Origin of the sequence: Roseospira visakhapatnamensis, assembly GCF_014197915.1 — a bacterium.
Taxonomy (GTDB): domain Bacteria; phylum Pseudomonadota; class Alphaproteobacteria; order Rhodospirillales; family Rhodospirillaceae; genus Rhodospira; species Rhodospira visakhapatnamensis.
The window spans coordinates 334833-359262 of sequence record NZ_JACIGK010000001.1; the positions used below are offsets into that span (position 1 = coordinate 334833).

The window sequence follows — 24430 nt, forward strand, 5'->3', positions numbered from 1 at the left end:
CCCGCCCCTCTCCCCAGAGTCGTGTCGGGCCCCCTGCCGGCCGGACCTACGCGGTCTCGCGGGGCATGATCGTGAAGCCCACGTCCACCACCGTCTCGGTCAGGGGCGTGTTCTGCAACCGCGCCAACAGAGCGTTGGCGGATTCCTCGCCGATGGCGGCGCGGTCGATCTTAACGGTGGTCAGGGCCGGCAGCATGTGGGCGGCGAAGTTCTGGTCGCCGAAGCCGACGATCGCGTAGTCCTCGGGAATGCGCAGCCCACGGGCCAGCGCCTCCGTCACCACGCCCTGGGCCAGGGTGTCAGAACTGCAGAACACGCCCCCCCCGTCGAAGCCCTGGCCGATCAAATCCGCGAACCCTTTCCGCCCCAGTTCCAGGCTCGACACCGCGTGCACCAGCCCGGACGCCACGCCGGTGATCCCGTGGCGCTCCAGGGCGCGCGCATAGGCCTTGTTGCGCACCAGCGCCCGCGGGTCGTCGGAGGACACGATGCCGAAGCGCCGGCACCCCCGGCCGTGCAGGAACGCGGCCACGGCCTCGCCCACCTTTTCGTGGGAGAAGCCGACCACCAGGTCCAGGGGGCTCGGCGTCAGGTCCCAGGTTTCCACGACGGGGATCCCGGCGGCGAGCAACTGGCGCCGGCACTGGGGCGAGTGGTGAATCCCGGTCAGGAAGATGGCGTCGGGGCGGCGGCTGAGAACGGCCGTGACCAGCGCGTCCTCGGTATCCTGGCCGTAGCCGGTCTCGCCCAACAGAACCTGATAGCCGCACGCCTTGAGGCGGTTCCCGAAACTCTGGATCGTCTCCGCGTACACCAGGTTGTTGATGCTGGGCACGATCGCCGCGATCAGGTGACTCCGGCTGGAGGCGAGCCCCCCGGCCAGGAGGTTCGGCACATACCCCGTGTCGGCGATGGCCTGGGTGACGCGCTCCAGCGTCTTTCGGGCCACCATGTCGGGCTGGTTGATCGCGCGGGAGACGGTGGCCGGGGCCACGCCGGCCAGGCGGGCGACGACGTCCAGGGTGACCGTCCGCCCGCCCCGCCGGGGCGTCGAGACACCGGGGTCCCCATGTCTCGGGGGTACTGGCTTGGTCATCGCGTGGCGTGCACCAACGGTATGGTCGGCCACGCGTCCCAGGGACCTAGGTGACCGGGGCCGGATTGAACACGGTCAAGTCGTTCTGGAGACCCAGACGATCGGCGGCCGTCGTGTGGCGACCGCTCGCCACGTCGAGGATCAGGCTGAACAGGGCCTCGCCCATCGCCGCGACCGTCACCGCACCGGTCGCGATCCGCCCCGCGTCCAGATCGATCAGATCATGCCACCGCGCCGCGATCTCGCTGTTGCTTGAAACCTTGATCACGGGCGCGGCGGCCAGATTATAGGGGGTCCCCCGGCCGGTGGTAAACACGTGAAGGGTCATGCCCGCCGCCAGTTGCAGGGTCCCACAGATGAAATCGCTGGCCGGGGTGGCGGCGAAGGTCAGGCCCTTGCGCCGGATCCGCTCGCCGGGGGCCAGGACATCGACGATCGGGCTGGAGCCCGACTTGGCCACCGATCCCATGGCCTTCTCGACGATCCCCGACAGGCCGCCCGTCTTGTTGCCCGGGCTGGTGTTGGCGCCCCGGTCGGCGCCGCCCTTGTCCAGATAGGCGTCGTACCAGGCCATCTCGCGCGCCAGCGCCCGCGCCACCGCGTCGTCGGCCGCCCGGGCGGTGAGCAGGGGGATCGCGTCCCGCACCTCGGTGACCTCGGAGAACAACACCGAACCGCCGTGGGCGACGATGAGGTCGGCGACATGGCCGAGCGCCGGGTTGGCGGTGATCCCGGAGAACGCGTCGCTGCCGCCGCACTGGAGGCCGACCACCAGGTCCGACACCGGGCAGGGTTCGCGCCGCCGCCGGTTCAGGCGGTCCAGGTGTCCCTCGGCCTGCTTGAGCATGCCGTCCACCATGGCCTGGAAGCCGGTGAACGCCGTGTCCTGAAGCCGGAGCACGGAGGCGTCCTCCTGTCCCTCGGGGAGCAGGGACTCGGGCACCAGCTTTTCGCACCCGAGGCCGATGACCATGACCTCGCCGCCGAAGTTGGGATTGCGGGCCAGGTTGCGGATCGTGCGGATGGGGATGTCGGCGTCGGGCGCGGCGATGGCCACGCCGCATCCGTAGGCATGGGTCAGGGCAACGACCCCATCCACGTTGGGATAGCGCGGCAGCAGGTCCGTTTCGATGCGCCGGGTCACATGCTCGACCACGCCCCGGACGCAGGGCACGCTGGTCGTGACGCCGAGAAGGTTGCGCGTGCCGACACTGCCGTCGGCGTTGCGGTAACCGTCGAAGGTCGCCCCCGCCCGGATGCGCACCGCCGCCGAGGACCGCGCCGCCAGGATCGCCGGCGGCGGCAGCCTGTCCAGGGACGGGGCCGGCGGCAGGGTGACCCGATCGTCCGACACCCAGCTTCCCCGGCCGAGGGCGTGCGTGGCCAGGCCGATGGTCACCCCGTAGCGCGTGACGGCGCCCCCCGCCGGAAGGTCCGCCAGGGCCACCTTGTGGCCGAAGGGCACGTCCTCGATCAGGGGAGTCCCGTCCAGGGCGAGGGCGCCGGCCTGGAGACCGCCGGGCGCCAGCACGATGGCCACGTTGTCATCGGGATGCTGGCGCAGGGTGGCGCCGTCCGGCGTCATGCGCCGCCCTCCTGTGTCTTGCGCCGGGATGCCTTCACCAGGTTGTAGACCGAGAAGGCGATGGACAGCACGATCAGCCCCCACAGCACCATGGCGATCGGGCTCTTGGTGAAGAAGATCGTATAGGTCCCGAAGGATTCCAGGCTTTTGACGAAGTAGACCTCGGCCTGCCCGCCCAGGATGAAGCCGATGACCAGCGGCGCGATCTCGATGCCCACCTTGCCCGCCAGATAGCCGCCCAGGCCGAACAGCAGCAGGGTCCAGACGTCGAACATGACCCCGTAGTTGATGGCATAGGCGCCGACCACGCACATGATCATGATGATCGGGTACAGAAGGTACTTGGGCACCATCACCACGCGGGCGACGTACTTGATGGCGAAGAACATGATGGCGAACATGACCAGGTTGGCGAACACCAGCGCCACCATCATGGTGTTCCAGGTCTCCAGGTTCTCGCCGATGAACAGGGGACCGACCTGCACCCCCTGCAGGGTGAAGGCGCCGATCATCACGGCGGTCGTGCTGTCCCCGGGAATGCCCAGCGACAGCAGCGGCACCAGAGCGCCGCCCGTCAGGCCGTTGTTCGCGGATTCGGAGGCGACCACCCCCTCGGGGACACCGGTGCCCATCTTCTCGGGGGCCTTCGAGAAATTCTTCTGCTGGGTGTAGGACAGCACCGAGGCCGCGCTGCCTCCGACACCGGGCAGCATGCCGATGAAGGTGCCGATGACGCCGGAGCGGACCAGGTTGACCCCCTGATTGCGGAACACACCGAGGCTGAAACGGGCGCCTTTCTCAAGGGTGATGCGCATGCCCTCCGTGTTCTCGCGGATGCCCTGTTCCGCCTCCTTCAGGATCGCCGCGACCCCGAACAGGCCGATCAGCACCGGCAGCAGGGAGAAGCCCTCGGACAGATAGGGTTCCATGGCCTCGGTCATCAGCCGGGTGTCGCCGTTGCCCCCGACCGAGACGTCGTAGGTGCCGATGAGCGCCAGCCAGACACCAATGAGGCCGCTAAACAGGCCCATCAGCAGGTTCCGGGACAGCGAGGCGATCACCGTCAGGGCCAGGAAGATGATGAGGAACTTCTCGACGTAGGAGAACTTAATGGCGAAGTCCGAGAGCACGGGGGCGAACAGGAACAGCACCGCCGCGCTGAACAGACCGCCGAACAGGGACGAGACGACCCCGATCTTCAACGCGCGCTCCCCCTCGCCGCGCTGACACATCGGATAGCCGTCGAAGGTCGTGGTGATCGACGACGGCGTGCCGGGGATGTTCAGAAGGATCGCCGGCACCAGACCGCCGGAAATCCCGCCCACGTACAGGCCCAGCAACAGCGCCAGGCCGTGGTTCAGGTCCAGCGCGTAGGTTAGCGGCAGGCAGACCGCGATGGCCATCGTCGCCGTCATGCCGGGGATCGCGCCGAAGACGATGCCGATGGCCGCGCCCGCGGAGATCAGCACGAAGAACAGCGGATCGAGTGCGGAAAGGACGTCCATCTCGCGCTTCCCTCTACGGCAGGGTGACGTTGAGCAGTCGGGCCAGCAGGTACCAGACGGCGACCGGGGCGATCAGCGCGTTGGCCATCGCCAGCAGCAGCGTCCGCCGGTCGCGCCGGTGCAGATAGAGGACCGACAGCGCGGCCATGTAGGGGATCGAGACGATCAGGAAGCCAAGGCCGGTGTTGGGCACCATCTCGCCCACCGGCGGCATCAACAGGAAGTAGGCGACGGTCAGGCCGAGCGTGCCGAAGAACCGCAGGTGGTCGAACGGCCCGTCCATGACGGGCCATGTCCGGTGACCGGCCCAAACGGCGCGCAGGGTCGGGATACCCCGGACGACCACGATCACCAGGGCCATGGCCAACAAAAGACCCTGAATGATTCGGGGGAAGAACAGGTGCGACTCATCGAAGACGATCCGCACCTCGAACAGGTCCGACAGCCCCATCACGCCCTCCCCTTTCCCAGGCCCCGCCGGGCATCCCGGCGGTGACCGCCAGGATGCCCGGAGCTTGGCAGGCGCTCGGCGGCGACCGGTCAGGGGTCGCCGCCCTGGCCTTTAGTTGTGCAGCGCGTCGATGATGGTGGCGTACTGCGACATCTTGTCCTTCAGGTAGGCTTCAGCCTCGGCGGAGGGCATGAAGTTGGGAATGAAGAAGGACGTCTTCTGGGTTTCCTGGATTTCGCCCTCGGCGAAAATCTCGGTCAGCGCCTGGTCCAGTTCCTCGATCAGCGCCGGATCCATGTCCTTGTTGAACAGGAAGAAGAATTCCTTGTCGAAGGTGAAATTCTTCTCGCCGTCCTGGGTCACGCTGACATTTGGCTCGACGTACTGGAGCAGGTCCTCGCGGGAGGTCTGCCCCATGCCCTCGGGATTGGCCTGCTGGATGGTCTGGTTGCGGGCGGTCAGCCACACGAAGCGCATGGCCTTCTGGTCATCGGCGGGCAGGCGGGTGTACTGCTCGTTGGCCTGGACAGACCCATGGATCAGATCGGCCAGGCCGTCGAACATCGCCTGGTTCTTGTCGGACTGGGAGCCCCGGTTGACCGCGACCAGACAGCCTTCCTTGCCCGGATGCTCGATGCGGATGGCGTTCTTCATGGCGCTGTAGCCGATCTCGGACACCCCGCCCGGCTGGATGGCGACGCGGATGTCGGTGCCGTCGGCGCAGGCCGTCATCAGTTCATCAAGGCCCTGGAAGGGCGATCCTTGCGCGACCAGGTAGGCGCTGCCGGGATTGATCGAGACGGTGGGGCCGATCCGGTATTCCTCGAACGGGTTTTCGTAGCCCTTCCGGCCGTAAAGGTAGCCCAGGTAGGACTGGTCATGGAACATCATGATCGTGCTGCCGTTCGACACCCGTTTCAGGGTCTTGAAGGCGGCGGTCGCCCCGACCGCGTCGACCTTGACGTTGATGTCCAGCTTCTCCGCGAGGGCCTCGGCGACGATGGCGGTGTTCTGATAGGTGTCGCCGCCGGTCGACTTCGATCCGATCACGATCCGCAGGTTGTTCGGGAAGCCGGTGTCGGCCAGGGCGGCCGAGGTCGTCGCGATGCCGCCAGCCACGGTGGCGGCCAGGCACAGACCCAAGGACAGCTTTTTCATCACGCGTTTCTCCCGAGTGTGGTGGCCCTGAAGGTCCGTTCAGGGGTTCCGCATGCGTTCAATGGACCTTCTCATCCATAAACCACACGAGACTCATGGGGGTGTTCGTGTCCTGACCATATCCTAAGGATGCTGAAGGCATGCGGCACCGTGTGACGACCATCGGAGTCAGGACACGCGCTCAAGGGTCCCGTTCGACCCCACGGAGCACCGGTTTGCGGGCCCAAGTCTTCGTATTTTGACGGGCATTGACCCTGCTTCGCGCACCGTCCGCCGCCGCAGAGCATGACTGCAAGGGCTTTCATTCTGGATCGTATCTCAGGGACTACCGGTCTGTCAAGGAGACCCGGCGCGCCTACATTCCTCACAAATCACTGTGTCCATTTGTAGTTTTTTTCGCCCTGCGGCATTCCCCAAAAAAATGATTGCGCTTTCATCGGAAGGGTGTCGAAATGGGGGATGCGTGGGCGATGGACGATCGCCGCACGCGCCCCCACCCTCATGCAACGAGCACTGGACAAGGCCATGTCCGCGCGAACTGAATATGAAACGGGCTCGCCAACCGTGACCGGGATGCGGGTCGTCCCGGTGGCCGGCCAGGACAGCATGCTGCTCAACCTGAGCGGCGCGCACGGCCCCTACTTCACGCGCAACATCCTGCTTCTCTCCGACAGCGCCGGCCGCCTGGGCGTCGGCGAGGTCCCGGGCGGCGAAGCCATCCGCCAGACCCTGGAGGACGCGACCCCCCTGGTGGTCGGGCGGACCATCGGCGATTACAAGAGCGTGCTGAACCAGATCCGCGCCCGGTTCGCGGACCGGGACGCGGGGGGACGGGGGCTTCAGACCTTCGACCTGCGCACCACCATCCACGCCGTGACCGCCGTCGAGACCGCCCTTCTGGACCTGTTCGGCCAGTTCCTGGACCTGCCGCTGGCCGCCCTCCTCGGCGACGGGCAGCAGCGCGACGCGGTCAAGATGCTGGGCTACCTGTTCTACATCGGCGACCGGCGAAAGACCGATCTGCCCTATCGCGACGGTTCCGCGTCACGAGATCCCTGGGAGCGGCTGCGCGACGAGGAAGCCCTGACCCCGGAGGCCATCGCGCGCCTGGCCGAGGCCGCCCACGAGCGCTACGGGTTCACCGAGTTCAAGCTCAAGGGCGGGGTGCTGGCCGGCGAGGAGGAGATGCTGGCCATCGAGGCCATCGCCCGGCGCTTCCCCAAGGCCCGCGTCAACATCGATCCCAACGGCGCCTGGTCGCTGGCGGAGGCCATCCGCCTCTGCCGGGGGCGGGGGGATATCCTCGCCTATGCCGAGGACCCCTGCGGCGCCGAGGCCGGCTACTCCGGCCGCGAGACCATGGCCGAGTTCCGCCGCGCCACCGGCCTGCCCACGGCCACCAACATGGTGGCCACCGACTGGCGGCAGATGGGCCATTCGGTGCTGTTGCAGGCGGTCGACATCCCCCTGGCGGACCCGCACTTCTGGACCATGAGCGGGGCCGTGCGCGTGGCCCAGATGTGTGCCGACTGGGGGCTGACCTGGGGCTCTCACTCCAACAACCACTTCGACATCTCGCTGGCCATGATCACCCAGGCCGCCGCGGCGGCGCCCGGGGACATCACCGCCATCGACACCCACTGGATCTGGCAAGACGGCCAGCGGCTAACCACGGACCCGCCGCGCATCGTCGACAGCCATGTCGCCGTTCCCGACCGGCCGGGTCTGGGCGTCGAGCCGGACCTGGAGCGGATCGAGGCCGCCCACGACCTCTACAAGGCGCGGGCCCTCGGCGCGCGGGACGACGCGGCCGCCATGCGCGTGCTGATCCCCGGCTGGACCTTCGACCCCAAACGCCCCTGCCTGGTGCGATAGGAGACCATCATGCGTCCGAACAAGCTTCGCGAGGTCTGGGCCTCCGGCGGCGCGATCCTCAATGGCTGGCTCACCATCCCCAGCGCCTTCTCGGCGGAGACCATGGCCCACCAGGGGTGGGATTCCCTGACCGTGGACCTCCAGCACGGCGTGCTCGACTACCAGACGGCGGTCACCATGTTCACCGCCGTGTCGACCACCCAGACGGTTCCGATCGCCCGCGTGCCCTGGCTGGATCCGGGGATCCTGATGAAGGTCCTGGACGCCGGGGCCTACGCGGTCATCTGCCCGATGATCAACACCCGGGAGGAGGCCGAACGGCTGGTCGCGGCAACCCACTACCCGCCGCGCGGCACGCGCAGTTTCGGGCCGATCCGCGCCCTGCTGTACGGCGGTCCGGACTATCCGGCGCACGCCAACGACACCATCGTGGTCTTCGCCATGATCGAGACGCGCCAGGGGCTCGACAACCTGGAGGACATCCTGCGCGTGCCGGGGCTGGACGCGATCTACATCGGCCCCTCGGACCTGTCGCTCGCCCTGGGCTGCACGCCCACCTTCGACGACGTGGACCCGCCGGTGGCCGAGGCCATCGCCTACATCCTCGCCAAGGCCAAGGAGCACGGGAAGATCGCGGGCTGCCACAACGGCACACCCGAATATGCCCTGAAGCGGATCGAAATGGGCTTCCAGTTCGTCACCATTGCCTCGGACGCCCGCCTGATGGCGGCGGGCGCCCAGCGCGTCCTGGGCACCCTGCGGGCGACCGCGCCCGGCCCCGGGGCCAAGGCATCCTGAACGAGGAGTAGACAACGGCATGAGCAAGCTTGGGTTCATTGGACTGGGCATCATGGGCACGCCCATGGCCGGTCACCTGATCGCCGGCGGTCACGATCTGGCGCTCACCACCCTGGGCGAGGTGCCCCGGGCGTTGACCGACGCCGGCGGCACGGCCTGCGCGACCGCGCGGGAGGTCGCCGAGGCGGCCGACATCCTCTTCGTCATGGTTCCCGACACCCCCCAGGTCGAGGCGGTCCTGTTCGGCGACAACGGCGTCGCGGAGGGCCTGTCCCCCGGCAAGACCGTGGTCGACATGAGCTCCATTTCGCCCATGGCCACCAAGGACTTCGCCAAGCGGATCAACGGTCTGGGGTGCGACTACATCGACGCGCCGGTGTCGGGCGGAGAGGTCGGCGCCAAGGGCGCGACCCTGACCATCATGTGCGGCGGGTCCGAGGAGGCGTTCGCCCGGGTGAAGCCTCTGTTCGATCTCATGGGCAAGAACGTCACCCTGGTGGGCGGCAACGGCGACGGACAGACCTGCAAGGTGGCCAACCAGATCATCGTCGCCCTGACCATCGAGGCGGTGGGCGAGGCCCTGCTGTTCGCCTCCAAGGCGGGCGCCGACCCGGCCAAGGTGCGCGAGGCCCTGATGGGCGGATTCGCCTCGTCCAAGATTCTCGAAATCCACGGCGAGCGCATGGTCAAACGCACCTTCGACCCGGGCTTCCGGATCGAGCTGCATCAGAAGGACCTGAACCTCGCCCTGTCGAACGCCCGACAGATGGGCCTGAGCCTGCCCAACACCGCCACCGCCCAGGAGCTGTTCAACGCCTGCGCGGCCCATGGCGGATCCGCCTGGGACCACTCGGCCATGGTCCGCGCCCTGGAGATGCTGGCCGACCACGAGGTCGCCTGACCCCGTGACGCCCGGGCACGCGGTGCGCCGCCCCCCCGGGGTGGCGCGCCGAGGCCAGGGCACGAGAGTGAGAGGGAACACTGGACAGGCGCGACGGGCGCAACGCCCGCGCCGATATGGGCCGACGGTGGTCGACCACCGATGCAGACCATCGTTGACACCGCGCCGTCAGGCCGGGACAAGATCATACCAACGGTCATTGAGAATGACCGGTGCCGCCCTGGCACCGCTTTGCGGTGCCAAGATCTGGACCATCCGGGCGCCTGCAAGGCGCCCGGATGGTGGATGAGTCACACTCATCCGCCACTGGTATCAGTCCCGCCGCGACCGGACTCGCCCGTCGGGTCCCGGCATCCGTCTCCAGCGAAGACCCACTCACGGAGCTTTCACACCCATGCCCGCGCTCGAACACCCGTTGCCGCCGGACGCGTCCGCCCCGCATGCCGGCCTGGTTCGCGTCGGCTTCGCGAGCCGCGACGGTCAGTCCAGGAAGATCGCCACACACATCGCCGAGCGGTTGCAGGCGGACGGCCTCGCCGCCGAGACTCTGGACCTCGCCGCTCCTCCCCCCGTGGCCCAGGCTGTGGCCGGCGCCACGCTCATGGTGGTCGTCGCCGCCGTGCGCTACGGCCATCACCTCAAGGAGGCCGACACCTTCCTCAAGGCGTACCGGGCGCATGCGAACGCGCCGCCGCTCGCGCTCGCCTCGGTCAACCTGACCGCCCGCAAGCCCGAGAAACAGACCCCCGAGACCAATGCCTACATCAAGAAGCTGATCGCCCGGCACGACCTGCGGCCGGTCGTCGCCGCCGTGTTCGCGGGGCGGCTGGACTATCCGAGGTATCGCTGGTTCGACCGCAACATCATTCGCCTGATCATGTGGCTGACCGGCGGGCCGACCGACGGCACAAGCACCATCGAATACACCTCGTGGCCGAGCGTCGATGCCTTCGCCGGGGACATTCTGGGCGCCGCGCGGACGGCCCGCGAGACGCGAGCCTGATGCCCCACGCCTGGCCTGACGCCTGGCCTGACGCCTGACGGATCACACCCTCGTCGCCGGACGGTCTCCGCCGGCGCGAGGGTGGTCCCGTCACCGCCGTACCGACTTGTGTTCGATCCCGGGCAAGTCCGGACACAGGCGCGGGAGGATTGTTTCTCAAACGGTCGGTGTCCCGAAAAAATCGGGGGTGATTTCGAACCCACCTTTGGCGCATGAGAACTGCCGGATGGTATCGATAACAATTGACGGCGGCGACATCCTTGGGCATGCTTCTTCAAGATGACCGGTGATGTGACTGTCTGGCGACGTGGTTTTCATGGCCGAACGCCCCCCTGACCAACGCGACACGCAACCGTCGAGCCCCCGCCGCGCCCCCACCATGGCGGACGTGGCGCGCCGGGCCGGCGTGTCGGCGATGACGGTCTCGCGGGCGCTCAAGGGCAAGGGAACGGTGACCCCGCCCACCCAGGACCGCATCCTGAAGGCGGTCCAGGAACTGGGCTACGTGCTGGACAAGTCGGCCGGCGCCCTGTCGTCCAAGCAGACCGGGTTCGTCTCGGTGCTGATCCCGTCGCTCAACAACTCCAACTTCTCCGACACGGTACAGGGCATCTCCGAGGTGCTCGACACCGAGGCGATGCAGGTGTTGATCGGCACGACCGGCTACTCGCGCGAGCGGGAGGAGGCCGTGATCGAAACCATGCTGCAACGGCGGCCGGAGGGGATCATCGTCACCGGCGGCAAGCACACGCCCCGCGCCCGCACCCTGCTGGGCCAGGCCGGCATTCCGGTGATCGAGACCTGGGACATGCCGGCCGCGCCCATCGACCATGTGGTCGGGTTCTCCAATGCCGCGACCATCGAGGACCTGCTGGCCCGCCTCATGTTCCGGGGCTACCGGCGCATCGCCTTCATCGAGGGCGAGCACGGCGAGGACACCCGGGGGCACGACCGCCGCGCCGGCTACGAACGGGCGGTGGAGGCGCTGGGCCTGGAACGCTCCTGCGTCATCTCGGTCGGTCGCCCGCCGATCACCATCGAACACGGCGGCGGCGCCGTGGTGCGTCTGGTGGAGACCTGGCCGGAGGTCGAGGCCGTGATCTGCGTGTCCGACCTGTCGGCCTTCGGCGCCATCATGGAGTGTCATCGGCGCGGCTGGGCGGTGCCCGAACGGCTGGCGGTCGCCGGCTTCGGCGATTTCGAGGTCTCCCGCTTCTGCTGGCCGTCGATCACCACCGTCTCGGTGGGCAGCCGCGACCTGGGCCGCCAGGCGGGGCGCCTGATGCTGGAGGCCATCACCGCCATGCGCACCGGGACTCCGCTGGCGCCCCGGCGCCTGAACATCCCGCATACGGTGATCGAGCGCGACAGCACCGCCGTGCACCGGCATCCGGCCGCCACCCATCAGGTTGCGTGACGGCCGTCGGCCGGGGCCTCGGCGGCGCCCTCATGCGAAGGCGATCTGCACCTTCATGGCCGTGCGGCGGTCGCCGGCGGACTCGAAGGCGGCGACCGCCTGGTCCACGGGGAAGGTGCCGGTCAGCAGCGGCGCCAGCGGCACCCGCCCCGCGCCGATCAACGCCACCGCCCAGGCGAATTCCTCGTGGAAGCGGAACGACCCCCGCAGTTCGATTTCCTTGGCCACGATCTGGTTCTGCGGCAGCGTCACGTCTCCCCCCAGGCCGAGTTGCACCAGGCACCCGCGCGGGCGGATCACGTCCAGCGCCGCGCGCAGGGCGCGTTCGTTGCCCGAGGCCTCGAACACCACGTCGACCGAGCCCTTGTCGGCGCCATAAGCGGCCAGGGCGTCGGCGTCCGTGGCCACGTTGATGGTGCGGTCCGCCCCCACGGCGCGCGCGCGCGCCAGGGCTTCATCGACGACGTCGGTGGCCACCACCTCCAGCGCGCCGTGCAACTTGGCGGCGGCCACGACCAGCGCGCCGATGGGCCCCGTGCCGGTGACCAGCACCCGCTTGCCGATCAGGCCGCCGGCCCGGTTGACCGCGTGCAGGGCCACCGACAGCGGCTCGGCGAAGGCGGCCTCGGCGGCGCTGACACCGGCGGGCAACACCTCGCACTGCCAGGCCTTGGCCACCAGGGCCTCGCTGAAGGCGCCCTGCACGTGCGGCGTGCGCATGGCGCTGCCGTAATAGCGCATCTCCAGACACTGGTTGTACTGGGCGCGGCGGCAGTAGGCGCACCGACCGCAGGGCCGGCTGGGATTGACCGCCACCAGGTCGCCCACCGACAGGCCGGAAACCTCGGACCCCACGGCGGCGACGCGCCCGGCCACCTCGTGGCCCAGGATCATCGGTTCGGTGAGGCGCACGGCGCCGAAACCGCCGTTGTTGAAGTAGTGCAGGTCGGATCCGCAGATGCCGCCGGCCTCGGTCCGGATCAGCACCTCGTCGGGACCGGCGACCGGGGTTTCGCGCTCCTCGATTCGCAGGTCCTTGGGGCCGTGGCACACGATGGCTTTCATGGGGGCTCTCATGGGGGCTGTCATGACGGACACTCCTTTCCGGAAAAGGACCAGATGGCGGGGGTCGGCGACGGGCGAACCCCGGCGGCAGACACGACGATCACGGTTGACTCCCGTCATCTCTTTGTCATATGTTATCGATAACAAGACGACATGCAAGGGGAATCGCCGTGCACGCCAAACAGATGTTCGACCTGACCGGGCACCGCGCCCTGGTCACCGGATCGGGACAGGGCATCGGCTTCGCGCTGGCCCGGGGCCTGTCTCAGGCCGGGGCGGACATCGTCCTCAACGACATTGATCCCGCCCGCCTGACGACGGCAGCCGAGACCCTCTCCGGCGAGGGCGCCACGGTGCGCACCCTGACCTTCGACGTGACGGATCCCGGGGCCGTGCAGACGGCCATCGACGGCTTCGAGGCGGACATCGGGGCCATCGACATCCTGGTCAACAACGCCGGCATGCAGGTGCGCGCGCCGCTGGAAGAGTTCCCTGTCGAGCGCTTCGACGCCCTGATGCGGCTGAACCTGAACGGTGTCTTCTACTGCGGCCAGGCGGTGGCCCGGCACATGATCCCCCGCAAGGCGGGCAAGATCGTCAACATCTGCTCCGTCCAGACGGCGCTGGCCCGGCCGTCGATCGCGCCCTACACGGCGTCGAAGGGGGGCGTGGCCAACCTGACCAAGGGCATGGCCACCGACTGGGCGCGCCACGGGTTGCAGATCAACGGTCTGGCGCCGGGGTACTTCAAGACCGAACTGACCTCGGCCCTGGTCGCCGACGAGGCGTTCACGGCCTGGCTCAGCGCCCGCACCCCGGCCGGCCGTTGGGGCGACGTGGACGAGTTGATCGGCGCCTGCGTGTTCCTGGCCGCTCCCGCCTCCAGCTTCGTGAACGGACACATTCTCTATGTCGACGGCGGTATCACGAGTTCGGTTTGAGCGGCGGCCCGTCGTCATCGTCATGGGCGTGTCCGGGTCGGGCAAGTCGACCGTCGGCGCCGCCCTGGCGGCACGGCTGGACGTGCCCTTCCTGGACGCGGACGACTATCACCCACCCGCGAGCGTGGACAAGATGTCGCGCGGGATCCCGCTCACCGACGGCGACCGCTGGCCCTGGCTGGACGCGCTGGGCACGGCCATGCGGGCGCGCGCCGACGCCGTTGGCGGCGTGATCGCCGGCTGCTCGGCGCTCAAGCGGGCCTATCGCCAGCGCCTGAGGGACACGCTGGAGGTGCCCGTGGTGTTCGTGGTGCTGGACGGCGGCCGGGAGACCCTGCTCGCCCGCATGACCGCGCGCCCGGACCACTACATGCCGCCCAGCCTGCTCGACAGCCAGCGGGCCGACCTGGAGCGCCCGACCGACGACGAGCCGGCCGTGTCGCTGTCCATCGAGCAGGACGTGGACACCCTGGTGACCGAGGCACTGGCGGCGCTGGCGCCCCTGACGCCGGCCGCTGGGCGTTACCGATAACATAGGGATCGATAACAGACGGGGACCGTGGAGACCGGCCGACCCGACCCCCGCACGGGAAACCATGGAGTCCGAGTGATGCTGGATCGAGAGTACGCCCTGTTGGTGGGAAGCTACAGCGACATGGACGCGCTGGCGCATCAACCCTATGCCCCCGTCCCCGGCAAGGGCATCTACGCGATGACCCTGGACCGCGCCGGCCGGCTGACCCTGACGGACGTCGTCGAGGCGCTCAATCCGGCGGTCCTGATTCCCCACAGCAACGGCCGGACGATGTACGCCATCGTCGAGACGATCCGGGACCGGGGCGACGTCCTGCGCTACGACGTCACCGACGGCGGCTCGCTGGACTACAAGGACTCGTTCCGCGCCTCCGGCCGCTCGACCTGCTACCTCGCCCTGTCGCCCCGGAAAGACGCGGCGATCATCATCAACTACTGGGACGCCATCATCGACGTGGTGGACGTCGACGCCGACGGCAAGCTGGGATCCCTGCGCCAGAGCTTCAAGCAGGTCCACCGCCCGGACGGCACCTGGCGGCAGGTCCAGAACCGCGAGGACCATTGGGGGAACCGCCAGGTCGGCCCGCACGCCCACTGCGCTCACTTCTGGCACGACTGGGTGTTCATCCCCGACCTGGGCGAGAACGCCGTGTTCCAGTACCGCTACGACGCCGACGCCAAGCGGCTTGCCCGCGAATGCCACATCGACTTCGAGCCGGGATCCGGCCCGCGCCACATGGCCATGCATCCGGGCCTGGACGTCTGCTACGTCTCCAACGAGCTGTTCAACACGGTGTGCGTCGCCCGCCTGGACGCCAGCGACCCGGCGGCGGTGAAGCCCCGGCTGATCCCCTTCCAGTACGAGTCGACCGTCGATAACCGCGAGTCGGTCAGCTACGTCTCGGAAATCAAGCTCTCGCCGGATGCCCGGTTCCTCTCCGTCTCCAACCGGGGCGACAACTCGCTGGCCATTTTCCGGGTGCTGGACGACGGCCGCCTGGACCGGACCGGCCTGGTGCCCACCGGCGGCAAGTTCCCCCGCCATTTCGCCATCACGCCCTGCGGCAAGGCGGTCATCGTCGCCAACCAGGACTCCGGGCACGTGCGTGTGTTCGCGCGCGATGTCGCGACCGGCGCCCTGGAGATGACCGGCGAGATCCAGGAGATTCCGGCCCCCAACTACGTCCGGTTCCCGTGATCGTCCGGGGGGCCGCGCCGACGGGGTGTCAGCAGGGAGGCCAACGATGCCAACGTTTTCCGCGAACCTGGGATTCCTGTGGCGGGAGCTGCCGTTGCCGGACGCCATCCGCGCGGCCGGACGGGCGGGGTTCCGGGCGGTCGAATGCCACGTCCCCTATGAGGCCGACCCCCGGGCGGTGACGCAGGCGCTGGCGGACACCGGGCTGCCCATGCTGGGGCTCAACACCCGGCTGGGCGCCAACGGCGCCGACGACTTCGGCCTCATGTCGCTGGCGGGGCGGGAGCGGGAGGCGCGGGACGCCATCGACGAGGCCATCGCCTACGCCGTCGCCATCGGCTGCCGCGCCGTCAACTGCGTGGCCGGCAAGAGCCACGGCGCGGCCGGCGCCCAGGCAGTCTACGAGGCCAACCTCGCCCATGCCTGCGCCCGGGCGGCGCCGCACGGCCTGACCATTCTGATCGAGCCGATCAACCAGCGCGACGCGCCGGGCTACCACCTGCGCACGGTCGAGGCCGGGATCGAGACCATCCAGGCGGTCGGCGCCCCCAACCTCAAGCTCATGCTCGACTGCTACCACACCCAGATCACCCAGGGTGACCTGACCGCGCGGCTCAAGGCGGCCCTGCCCGTGCTGGGCCACGTGCAGATCGCCGCCGTCCCCGATCGCGGCGAGCCGGACCGGGGCGAGGTGCACTACCCCAACCTGCTGGCCGCCCTCGACGCCATGGGCTGGGACGGCTACGTGGGCGCCGAGTACCACCCCCGCGCCACCACCGAGGCCGGCCTGGGCTGGCTGGCCGCCTATCGGTCCTGACACCGCACCCCCACCCCGGAGGCCGCCGCCATGAGCACCCCCACCCGTGACACCCGCATCGCCCTGGTCGGCATCGGCCTCATGGGCAGCCGCATGGCCCGGCGCCTGCTGGACGCGGGCTTCGCCGTGACCCTGCGCGACACGGCCCGGGACAAGGCCGAGGCGCTCATCGCCGACGGCGCCCAATGGGCCGGGTCGGTGGCCGAGGCCGTCGCCGACGCCGACGTGGTGATCACCAGCCTGGCCGGCGCGGCGGTGATCGAGCAGGTCACCTTCGGGACGGACGGCATCGTGCCCGCCGCCCGGAAGGACGCCCTGCTGATCGACATGAGTTCCCTGGCGCCGGCCATCGCCCGCGAGACTCATCGCCGTCTGACGGAGGCCGGCTATCCCCACCACCTGGACGCGCCGGTCTCCGGCGGCGTGTCCGGTGCCCAGGACGGCACCCTGTCCATCATGGTCGGCGGCGCGGAGGCGGACGTGGAGCGCGCGCGGCCGGTGTTCGCCGTGCTGGGCCATGTCTTCCATCTGGGCGGCGAGGGGGCCGGCCAGGTCTGCAAGCTGGTCAACCAGGCCGTCGTGCACATCACCATCGGCGCCGTGACCGAGGGCCTGATGCTGGCGGCCTCGCTGGGAGTCGACGCCGGCAAGGTGCGCGAGGCCATTCGCGGCGGCTACTGCCAGAGCCGCATCATGGAGATCCACGGCCAGAAGATGGTCGACCGGGATTTCGTGCCCGGCGGGCCGCTGGAGTACTCGGTCAAGGACATGGACATGGCGGTCGAGATGGCGCGCGGCGCCGACCTGACCCTGCCCCTGAGTTCCGTGGTGCTAGAGCGCTACCGTGCCCTGCTGGACAGCGGACGCGGCCGGCTGGACCACTGCGCGCTGCTGCTGGCCTATGAAGAGGCGAACGCCCCGCACCGTGTGTCCCCGGGAACGGCGGACACGCTGCCCTGACGGGTGCCCGGGGGCCGCGGCGGGTCGGGATCGGGCGCCCCGCGACCATGACGGCCCGTGGCATGATCACGAAGAGGAAGACGGTTCGTCCTGTATCAAGAAAGAAGACGATAGACAAAATTGTTGCACGGTGGTTCCGGTTGCTGTATGTTATCGATATCAGGCAAGCGGCGTTCGTGCAAACATTTGCAGGGGGTGGAGGAAGCCGATGCCAAGAATCCGTTTCGACTCCGTGGAAAAGCGCTACGGTCAGACCCAGGTCCTTCCTCCCTTCGATCTGACGTTCGAGGACGGCGAGTTCACGGTTCTCGTCGGCCCTTCCGGATGCGGCAAGTCCACGACGCTGCGCATGCTGGCCGGCCTGGAGGAGGTGACCAGCGGCGAAATCTGGTTCGACGACCGGCCCATCACCCGGCTGGAGCCGAAGGACCGGGACATCGCCATGGTCTTCCAGGACTATGCGCTCTACCCCCATATGAACATCGCCAAGAACATGTCGTTCGCGCTGCGCCTGCAACGGGTGCCGAAGGCGGAGATCGACGCGAAGGTCGATCGCGTCGCGCGCATGCTGGGCATCGAGACCCTGCTTCAGCGCAAGCCCGGCGAACTGTCCGGCGGCCAGCGCCAGCGCGTGGCCATGGGACGGGCGCTGGTTCGGGATGCCTCGACGTTCCTGTTCGATGAGCCGCTGTCCAACCTGGACGCCAAGCTGCGCGGCAAGATGCGCACCGAACTGGCCGAGATGCGTAACACCCTCGACAAGAACATGGTCTATGTCACCCACGATCAGGTGGAGGCCATGACGCTCGGCGACCGTATCGTGGTGATGGCCAACGGGCTGGTGCAGCAGCAGGGCTCGGCCGAAGAGCTGTTCAAGGCGCCGGCCAACGCCTTCGTCGCCGGCTTCATCGGCAGCCCGACCATGAACTTCCTCAACGCCGACCTGGTCGAGGACAATGGCACGCTGGCCGTGCGGGGGCCGGGCTTCACGCTGGACCTGCCGCCCGATTTCGGTGCGCGGACCCGCGCCCTGTCCGGCCCCGAGGTCATCGTCGGCATTCGCCCGGCGGGCTTCCAACTGGCCTCCGACCGCGACGCGCGCGGCTCCACCATCGATCTGTCCATCAAGGTGTCCGAGTACCTGGGAAACCAGACCATCCTCGTGACCATGTGCGGCGACCACGACATCGTGGTGGAACTGGACAGCGCGGCCCGCTTCCAGCGGGGCACGACCACGACGTTCGTCGTCGCGCCCGATCACATCATGGTCTTCGACAAGAAAACCGAACTCAGGCTGTAGGAGCCGATGCGGCGCCACCGCCGCCCGGCACGGTCAAGAGCCCGTCCGGACCGTCCCAAAGACCGCGCCTCGCGGTGTTTCGTTGCCCCAGCCCCTCCGTGTCGGGGCGCGACATCCGGGGCGCTCTGGACAGACCTCAAGAGGAGGAAACGATGCGCGCGTTCTTGAAAGGTGTGGCCGCCTCGGTCACGGCCCTGGTCATGACGGCCGGCGCCGCCTGGGCCGATCCCTACGCCCCCTATGCCGGCGAGACCCTGGTGGTCAGCTTCCCGGCGCATCCGCACTTCACCGCCGTGATGAAGGTGCTGCCCCGGTTCACCGAGGAAACCGGCATCGAGGTTGAAGTGGATCTGCTTCAGTACCTGAAGATGCGCGAGAAGCAGACCCTTGAGCTGACCAAGTCCAGGGGCGACTACGACCTCATCGCCTACGTGGTGTTCTCGAAGGCCGATTACGTCTATGCGGACCAGTTGGAAAACCTGGCCAAGTACTTCATGAACCCCAAGCTGGCCGATCCCCATTACAACGCCGATGACCTCATCGACGCCTACGTCAGCAACATCAGCCTGGTCGGCGGCGAGAAGGGCTACCTGCCCGGTCCGCTGGCGTCGGCCTACGGCATCCCGTTCGGCTCGGAGACCTCCATCCTCGGTTACCGCACCGACATCTTCGAAAAGCACGGCCTGACCGTGCCCGAGACCTACGACGACCTCCTGGACCTGGCCTGCCGGATCCCCGAACTGGAGCCGGGCATGGGTGGACTGTCGTCGCGGGCGGCCTCCGGACACCACGCCAGCCACGCCTTCCTGCTGCATCTGGCGCCGCTGGGCGGACGCATCTTCGACGAGCAGTGGACCCCGATCGTCAACAACGAGGCCGGCGTGGCCGCCGCCGAGGCGTTGAAGACCATCGTCGGCTGCGGTCCCGAGGGCGCGCAGACCTTCGGCTTCGCGGAATCCGGCGCGGCGTTCCTGCAAGGCCAGACCGCCATGTTCCTGGACACCACCGTGTTCGCCGGTCAGGTCAACGATCCCACCAAGTCCAAGGTGGCCGGCCTGGTCGGCTGGGCCCCGCATCCGATGGGCGTCCGCCGGGGCTCGCAGACCGGCGGGTTCGGCGTCGCCATTCCGCGCAATGCCGAGAACAAGGAGGCCGCCTTCCTGCTCATGCAGTGGCTGACCTCGCCCCGGGTGGACAAGATGATCGCGTTGGCCGGCGGCAACCCGTCGCGCTACTCGACCCACGCCGACCCCGAGGTGAACGAGACGTTCCCGCACATGGCCACCTTCGGCGAGGCGTTGAAGCACGCCGACCCCGACTGGCGGCCGATCATCCCGGTCTGGGGCAAGATCAACGCCGACCTGGGCACCGCCCTGTCCAAGGTCCTGACCGAGGACCTGGACATCCAGGAGGCCCTGGACGGCGTGGCCGAGCGCGCCCGCGCCACCATGGACGAGGCCGGCTACTACACCTGGCAACAGTAGGGTCTTGAGGGTGGTGGCGGGGTCCCCGCGAGGGCCCCGCCAGCCCGAAACCGAGACCTGGGTGGACGACGCCACGGGACGACTGATCAGGGGCGGGTCGAGATGGCAACCGCACGCGTCAAGCGCATGACCCCGTACATGTTCCTCGCTCCGGCGGCGGCGATCATGATTGTCGGGCTTCTGTATCCGATCGGGTACATGGTTTACGCCAGTTTCTTGGACTGGAACCCCAGCCAGCGCATCGGCGAGGCGGACTGGGTCGGCCTTCGCAACTACGTGACCCTGTTGCACGACGCCAGTTTCCGGGAGTCGGTGGGCGTCACGCTGACCTTCTCGGCCATTGTCGTCAGTGTCGAACTGATGCTGGGCGTCGGGCTCGCGCTGCTGCTGGACCGCAACATTCGCGGCATGTCCGCGCTGCGCACCCTCTTCATCCTGCCGATGATGATCGCGCCCATCGTCGTCGGCCTGATGTGGCGCTACATGTATCACCCCTCCGTGGGCATCCTGAACCAGACCCTGAAGAGCTGGGGCCTGGAGCCGGTCCCCTGGCTGTCGGACTCCGGCTGGGCGCTGACCTCGATCATCATCGCCGACGTCTGGCAGTGGACCCCGTTCATCTTCATTCTGGCGCTGGCGGCGCTCCAGTCGCTGCCGCGCTCGGCGCTGGAGGCGGCGCGCATCGATGGTGCCTCCGGCTGGCAGCAGATCATCCATATCAAGCTGCCGCTGATGATGCCGGTGCTGATCGTGACCGGCCTGCTGCGCCTGATCGACTCCTTCAAGGTGCTGGAAGTCATCCTGGTGATGACCAACGGCGGACCGGGCTTGTCGACGGAGATCCTGTCCCTGCGCATCAGCCGCACCGCGTCGGAGTTCCGCGAACTGGGGCAGGCGGCGGCGATGTCCAACTATCTGCTGCTGATCCTGCTGACGCTGACGATCGTGATGTTCGTCTACAACAAGGTCGTCGAGAGCCGCGCGCAGGCGATCCGCCAACAGGCGGAGGAGGTCTAGGCCATGACCCAATCCTACGAACGCCAGAATCCCGCCTTCTACGCCCTCGTCCTGGCGCTGGTGGTGATGTCGGTCGGACCGATCTATCTGATGCTGACGACGTCGCTGCGGCTGAACGTCGACATCATGAGCGATGCCTCGGCGCTGTTCTTCATGCCGACGCTGCGGAACTATGAAACCGTGCTGTGCAATGCGCTGTGGTACGAGCCGGCGCATGTGGACTACTGCGATCCGACCTTCGGGCGCGCCCTGGGGAACTCGCTGATCGTCGCCCTGGTCTCCACCGGCGTCACCCTGGTCGTCGGCTGCATGGCGGCCTACGCCCTGGTGCGCTTCCGGTTCATGGGGCGCGGGACCCTGTCGCTCACCACCCTGATGATGCGCATGGTGCCCCCGGCGGTGCTGCTGGTGCCGGTGTTCGGCATCTGGACCTTCCAGTATCACCTGGACGGCACCCACGCGGGTATCATCCTGGTCTACGTGGCGATGAACCTGCCCTTCGTCATCTGGATCCTGCAAAGCTTCATCGTCCAGGTGCCCATTCAGTTGGAGGAAGCCGCCAGGATCGACGGCGCCAACGCGTTCCAGGTGTTCTTCCTGGTCGTGTTGCCGGTGATCAAGCCGGGCCTGGCGGCCGCCTCGATCTTCACCTTCCGCATCGCCTGGAACGAGTTCCTGATCGCCAACGCGCTGCTGGATCGCTCAACCCGGACGGTCCCGGTGACCATCGTCAACTCGCTCACCGAATACGGCATCGACTGGGGTGTGATCATGGCCACCGGGATGCTGCTGGCCGTGCCGCCGATCCTCTTCACGTTCGTCGCCTCCAAGCAGATCATCACCGGCATGACGGCCGGCGCGGTCAAGGGCTGAGCCCGCCCGCGAGACGGCATGATCCGGGCGGCATGATCGCGCGCGGGGGGAGGGGGGAACGGGCAGGACCAGACCCGCCCGTGCGAGCGGTTTCCATCAAGCCCGACCCAAGGTACGCTGACGGCGTGTGGGGGGGTGTCCCGAGGCACCGCCCTTGTCCTCCGTTCACTGTCGTTGGGATCCCCATGGCCGGCATCGACCCGTCCCGTCCCTTCCTGCCGGTGCGCCTGGCGGTGCTCACGGTCTCCGATTCCCGAACCCTGGCCGATGACCGCAGCGGCGACGTGCTGGTGGAGCGCCTGCGCGCCGCCGGCCACACGCTGGCCGACCGCGCCATCGTCCGCGACGAGGCCGACGCGATCGAAGCGCGTCTGCGCGCCTGGGTCGCCGACCCGGCGGTGGACGCGGTCGTCGCCACGGGTGGCACCGGGGTGACCGGCCGCGACGTCACGCCGGAAGCCTTCGCCCGGGTCGTGGAAAAGGACATCCCCGGCTTCGGCGAACTGTTTCGCATGCTCAGCTACCAGACCATCGGCACCTCCACCATCCAGTCGCGGGCCCTGGCCGGGGTCGCGGGCGGGACCTACCTGTTCGCCGTGCCGGGGTCCACGGGCGCCTGCAAGGACGCCTGGGACCAGATCCTGGCCACCCAACTGGACAGCCGCTACCGTCCCTGCAACTTCGTGGAGCTGATGCCGCGCCTGTGCGAGCATCTCACCCCTCCATCCGGGGATGCCGCCCGAGGCCCGTCCCGGCCGCGTGTCTGAAAGCCCGCCGTCGTCCATGCCCCCCCTGTTTGTCACCCCGCCCACGCCGGTCACGGTGTTGCCGCAACAGCGCCTGCTGCTGCAACTCGTGGTCATGTCGGGCGACATCGCCGTCACCAACGTCGCGCCGCAGTGCATCCTGCGGCGCACCCTGCGCGAGTGCGAACACCGCGGCTGGGTCGAGGTGACGGAGATCAGCCCCGGCGTGCACAAGGTGATCCTGCGGCCGCCCGGGCGCGTCATCGCCCATGCCGACGAGGGCATCCCGGATCAGCCGCTCCGGGGTGGCGCGGGATGATGGCGGGGCACGGACGGGACGCTCGTCGGCGCATGCCACGAAGCGGTCATAAAGGTATGCGACACCAATGTCTTCGTGGGTTTGTCCCCAGCGGCGGCGGCGCCGTCGGGGGCGTTGAGTGTGGTCGGCGCCCGGCGCCACCCCCGGCCCGCATCCCCGATCCCGCAACGGAAACCGAAATCGAAGGATGATTCATCTGCATGGCTCAGATCCGTCGCCCGCCCCGGTCCTGGCGCCTGCTCGCCCCGCCCGTGCTCGCCATGGCGGTGGTGGTGGTGGCCTCCAACATCCTGGTCGGCTACCCCATCAACGACTGGCTGACCTGGGGCGCGTTGACCTACCCCGTGGCCTTCCTGGTGACCGATGTCACCAACCGGCGATTCGGCCCCACCCAGGCGTGGCGGGTTGTGTCGGTGGGCTTCGCGCTGGCCGTGGTCCTGTCGGTGGTGCTGGCCTCGCCACGCATCGCGCTGGCCTCGGGCACCGCGTTCCTGATGGCCCAGGCCCTGGACATCCTGGTCTTCAACCGCCTGCGCGACCGGGTCTGGTGGCTGCCGCCCATGGTCTCGTCGCTGCTTGGCTCGGCCCTCGACACCGTGATGTTCTTCACCCTGGCCTTCGCCGGCACGGGTCTTCCGTGGATCGGCTGGGGGGTCGGCGATTTCGGTGTCAAGGTCACCGTGGCGCTGCTGCTGCTGCCGGCCTTCCGGCTGCTCGCGCGCGCGCGCGGCCCGGTGGTGGCGGGTTGATGACGCGGACCCGCCACACCGACCGGGTCACGATCCGGGCACCAAGGCGCACGGTGGGGCGGGCGTTGGGGCTGGCCGTGTCCCTGGCGCTGGCCGCCGGCGCGGTCACCGGCGGCGTGGGCGGCTCCCTGATGGCGACCAAGGCCCAGGCCCAGGGCTACCAGCCGCCGCCCGGTCCCCGCGTCATGCTGTGCCTGTTCGACGAGCGGGGACGCTTCCTGGCCGGCAGCCCGAACTGTCCGGGGCGTGTCCGCCCGCGCGACGCCGTGATGCCCCAGGCGCATTGCTTCTACGATCGACGGGGCCACCTGTGGCGCGGCCTGCCGCGCTGCCCCTCGGTGGCGCCGTCGTTCCTGATGGACGAGGCCAGCCGCGCCCTGGATGTGCAGGGCTGAGGGCGGTCACGCGACCGCCGACCGCCCTCAGCTTATACCAACGGTCATGGAGAATGACCGTTGCAGTCCGTGGCCGTGCCCCGAGTGTCAGCGGGCCCTAGAGTAATCCGAGATCAAGTTGGGCCATAGCCGGAATGCCGCATATAGTTGCTGCACTCTGTTGGCATAACTTTGTCGAGCGCTTCTTTCAGGGCCTTGCAGAGGGCATCGAAATCCCGAGGTGCGATCGCTCGGACAACGGCC

At 68.4% G+C, this 24430-nt stretch carries 24 protein-coding genes; 18 read left to right on the top strand and 6 right to left on the bottom strand.

Annotated elements, in window-relative coordinates; genetic code table 11:
* Positions 1 to 46 precede the first annotated feature (46 nt).
* The 5 genes from GGD89_RS01360 to GGD89_RS01380 form a co-directional block, all read right to left on the bottom strand.
* Positions 47 to 1096, bottom strand: a complete 1050-nt coding sequence (locus GGD89_RS01360; RefSeq protein ID WP_184042292.1) for a LacI family DNA-binding transcriptional regulator — start codon at positions 1094 to 1096, stop codon at positions 47 to 49.
* Between the two features lie 46 nt (positions 1097 to 1142).
* The gene (gene garD, locus GGD89_RS01365; RefSeq protein ID WP_184042293.1) at positions 1143 to 2681 is read right to left on the bottom strand and encodes a galactarate dehydratase; all 1539 of its coding nucleotides are present in this window, start codon (positions 2679 to 2681) and stop codon (positions 1143 to 1145) included.
* The gene (locus GGD89_RS01370; protein WP_184042294.1) at positions 2678 to 4186 is read right to left on the bottom strand and encodes a tripartite tricarboxylate transporter permease; all 1509 of its coding nucleotides are present in this window, start codon (positions 4184 to 4186) and stop codon (positions 2678 to 2680) included. The genes garD and GGD89_RS01370 overlap by 4 nt, the downstream gene beginning before the upstream one ends.
* Positions 4187 to 4199: 13 nt before the next feature.
* The gene (locus GGD89_RS01375; protein WP_184042295.1) at positions 4200 to 4637 is read right to left on the bottom strand and encodes a tripartite tricarboxylate transporter TctB family protein; all 438 of its coding nucleotides are present in this window, start codon (positions 4635 to 4637) and stop codon (positions 4200 to 4202) included.
* A gap of 111 nt (positions 4638 to 4748) precedes the next feature.
* Complete coding sequence (locus GGD89_RS01380; protein ID WP_184042296.1) at positions 4749 to 5795, bottom strand: type 2 periplasmic-binding domain-containing protein; 1047 nt, start codon at positions 5793 to 5795, stop codon at positions 4749 to 4751.
* A gap of 525 nt (positions 5796 to 6320) precedes the next feature.
* Here GGD89_RS01380 and GGD89_RS01385 point away from each other — a divergent pair.
* The 5 genes from GGD89_RS01385 to GGD89_RS01405 all read left to right on the top strand — a co-directional run bounded on the left by GGD89_RS01385 (position 6321) and on the right by GGD89_RS01405 (position 11789).
* Positions 6321 to 7670: an enolase C-terminal domain-like protein gene (locus GGD89_RS01385; protein ID WP_184042297.1), complete on the top strand. Its 1350-nt coding sequence runs from the start codon at positions 6321 to 6323 to the stop codon at positions 7668 to 7670.
* Positions 7671 to 7679: 9 nt separating this feature from the next.
* On the top strand, positions 7680 to 8468 hold the full coding sequence (locus tag GGD89_RS01390) for an HpcH/HpaI aldolase family protein (protein WP_184042298.1): 789 nt from the start codon (positions 7680 to 7682) through the stop codon (positions 8466 to 8468).
* A 19-nt stretch (positions 8469 to 8487) separates the two neighbouring features.
* The gene (gene glxR, locus GGD89_RS01395; protein WP_184042299.1) at positions 8488 to 9369 is read left to right on the top strand and encodes a 2-hydroxy-3-oxopropionate reductase; all 882 of its coding nucleotides are present in this window, start codon (positions 8488 to 8490) and stop codon (positions 9367 to 9369) included.
* Positions 9370 to 9763: 394 nt separating this feature from the next.
* Complete coding sequence (gene hemG, locus GGD89_RS01400; RefSeq protein WP_184042300.1) at positions 9764 to 10372, top strand: menaquinone-dependent protoporphyrinogen IX dehydrogenase; 609 nt, start codon at positions 9764 to 9766, stop codon at positions 10370 to 10372.
* Positions 10373 to 10688: 316 nt separating this feature from the next.
* Positions 10689 to 11789, top strand: a complete 1101-nt coding sequence (locus GGD89_RS01405; protein ID WP_246422164.1) for a LacI family DNA-binding transcriptional regulator — start codon at positions 10689 to 10691, stop codon at positions 11787 to 11789.
* A gap of 30 nt (positions 11790 to 11819) precedes the next feature.
* Here GGD89_RS01405 and GGD89_RS01410 read toward each other — a convergent pair whose 3' ends face one another.
* A complete protein-coding gene (locus GGD89_RS01410) occupies positions 11820 to 12854 on the bottom strand; it encodes an L-idonate 5-dehydrogenase (protein WP_184042301.1) in 1035 nt (344 codons plus the stop codon).
* A 170-nt stretch (positions 12855 to 13024) separates the two neighbouring features.
* Here GGD89_RS01410 and GGD89_RS01415 point away from each other — a divergent pair, with 170 nt between their 5' ends.
* From GGD89_RS01415 to GGD89_RS01475, 13 genes are all read left to right on the top strand, one after another.
* Positions 13025 to 13795 (top strand): SDR family oxidoreductase, encoded by a 771-nt coding sequence (locus GGD89_RS01415; protein WP_425503001.1) that lies wholly within the window; start codon positions 13025 to 13027, stop codon positions 13793 to 13795.
* 22 nt (positions 13796 to 13817) lie between these two features.
* Positions 13818 to 14327: a gluconokinase gene (locus GGD89_RS01420; protein ID WP_221238262.1), complete on the top strand. Its 510-nt coding sequence runs from the start codon at positions 13818 to 13820 to the stop codon at positions 14325 to 14327.
* Positions 14328 to 14405: 78 nt separating this feature from the next.
* Positions 14406 to 15527: a lactonase family protein gene (locus GGD89_RS01425; protein ID WP_221238263.1), complete on the top strand. Its 1122-nt coding sequence runs from the start codon at positions 14406 to 14408 to the stop codon at positions 15525 to 15527.
* A 46-nt stretch (positions 15528 to 15573) separates the two neighbouring features.
* Positions 15574 to 16344, top strand: coding sequence for a hydroxypyruvate isomerase family protein (locus GGD89_RS01430; RefSeq protein WP_184042305.1), 771 nt, complete (start codon positions 15574 to 15576; stop codon positions 16342 to 16344).
* A 30-nt stretch (positions 16345 to 16374) separates the two neighbouring features.
* Positions 16375 to 17304, top strand: coding sequence for an NAD(P)-dependent oxidoreductase (locus tag GGD89_RS01435; protein WP_184042306.1), 930 nt, complete (start codon positions 16375 to 16377; stop codon positions 17302 to 17304).
* Between the two features lie 208 nt (positions 17305 to 17512).
* On the top strand, positions 17513 to 18604 hold the full coding sequence (locus GGD89_RS01440) for an ABC transporter ATP-binding protein (RefSeq protein ID WP_184042307.1): 1092 nt from the start codon (positions 17513 to 17515) through the stop codon (positions 18602 to 18604).
* Positions 18605 to 18756: 152 nt separating this feature from the next.
* On the top strand, positions 18757 to 20088 hold the full coding sequence (locus tag GGD89_RS01445; RefSeq protein WP_184042308.1) for an extracellular solute-binding protein: 1332 nt from the start codon (positions 18757 to 18759) through the stop codon (positions 20086 to 20088).
* A 102-nt stretch (positions 20089 to 20190) separates the two neighbouring features.
* Positions 20191 to 21105: a carbohydrate ABC transporter permease gene (locus GGD89_RS01450; RefSeq protein ID WP_184042309.1), complete on the top strand. Its 915-nt coding sequence runs from the start codon at positions 20191 to 20193 to the stop codon at positions 21103 to 21105.
* A gap of 3 nt (positions 21106 to 21108) precedes the next feature.
* Positions 21109 to 21978, top strand: coding sequence for a carbohydrate ABC transporter permease (locus tag GGD89_RS01455; protein WP_184042310.1), 870 nt, complete (start codon positions 21109 to 21111; stop codon positions 21976 to 21978).
* Positions 21979 to 22163: 185 nt separating this feature from the next.
* Positions 22164 to 22745, top strand: a complete 582-nt coding sequence (moaB, locus tag GGD89_RS01460; RefSeq protein WP_184042311.1) for a molybdenum cofactor biosynthesis protein B — start codon at positions 22164 to 22166, stop codon at positions 22743 to 22745.
* 16 nt (positions 22746 to 22761) lie between these two features.
* Positions 22762 to 23043: a hypothetical protein gene (locus tag GGD89_RS01465; RefSeq protein WP_184042312.1), complete on the top strand. Its 282-nt coding sequence runs from the start codon at positions 22762 to 22764 to the stop codon at positions 23041 to 23043.
* 200 nt (positions 23044 to 23243) lie between these two features.
* The gene (locus GGD89_RS01470; RefSeq protein WP_184042313.1) at positions 23244 to 23792 is read left to right on the top strand and encodes a queuosine precursor transporter; all 549 of its coding nucleotides are present in this window, start codon (positions 23244 to 23246) and stop codon (positions 23790 to 23792) included.
* A complete protein-coding gene (locus GGD89_RS01475) occupies positions 23792 to 24187 on the top strand; it encodes a hypothetical protein (protein ID WP_184042314.1) in 396 nt (131 codons plus the stop codon). Before GGD89_RS01470 ends, GGD89_RS01475 begins: the two co-directional genes overlap by 1 nt.
* The last annotated feature ends 243 nt before the right edge of the window (positions 24188 to 24430 follow it).